Here is a 233-nt window from a genome sequence, read left to right as displayed (position 1 = left end):
GGTAAGTCGTGCCAGATAAAGCAGGGTGAGGTGCCCGTTTCATTCATCAGCAGGTGCATCAGTTGCCGGTTCTGCGACGGGATAATGCGTGCGATACCGGTACTGCGGGCAAAGGAAACGGCCCCCGGAGAGTGATCACGCGTGGCGCTCTCACTGAGCCGATACGTGCCGTTCTCCCCGATAATGTCGAGGTGGACCAGCCGTTGATGTAAGTCACGACGCAGGGTGCGTAT

At 58.4% G+C, this 233-nt stretch carries 1 pseudogene; it reads right to left on the bottom strand.

Going from position 1 to position 233, the window contains the following annotated elements:
* A pseudogene (locus DEO48_RS26250) lies at window positions 1-233 on the bottom strand (transcriptional regulator); the annotation flags it as partial.

The organism is Enterobacter sp. CGMCC 5087, assembly GCF_003144775.1.
GTDB lineage: Bacteria > Pseudomonadota > Gammaproteobacteria > Enterobacterales > Enterobacteriaceae > Enterobacter > Enterobacter cloacae_M.
Note: the sequence above shows the minus strand (reverse complement) of the source record. Positions and strands in the feature narration are given on the sequence as shown.